The organism is Gilvimarinus sp. 1_MG-2023 (genome assembly GCF_030548285.1).
In genome coordinates this window covers 1-230 of sequence record NZ_JAUOSC010001870.1, presented here as the reverse complement: position 1 = coordinate 230, position 230 = coordinate 1, and the positions used below count along the sequence as shown (strand labels likewise).

The 230-nt window shown below is 56.5% G+C and carries 1 pseudogene; it reads right to left on the bottom strand.

Going from position 1 to position 230, the window contains the following annotated elements:
• Window positions 1–230, bottom strand: a pseudogene (locus tag Q4563_RS23175) (hydroxymethylbilane synthase); the annotation flags it as partial.

Sequence of the window (230 nt, the reverse complement as noted above, 5' to 3'; positions counted from 1 at the left end):
GCAGAAGCCAGAATAATGGCATCAAATTCACCGGCATCGAGTTTGCCCAGGCGCGTCTGGACGTTGCCACGCAGGGAGCGAATCTGTAAATCCGGCCGCTGTTGTTGCAACTGACACTGGCGCCGCAGGCTTGAGGTACCAACAACTGCCCCTTGTGGCAGTTCGTCGACACTGCTGTAGTTATTGGAGACAAAAGCGTCCAGCGGGGTTTCCCGCTCACAAATCACGCC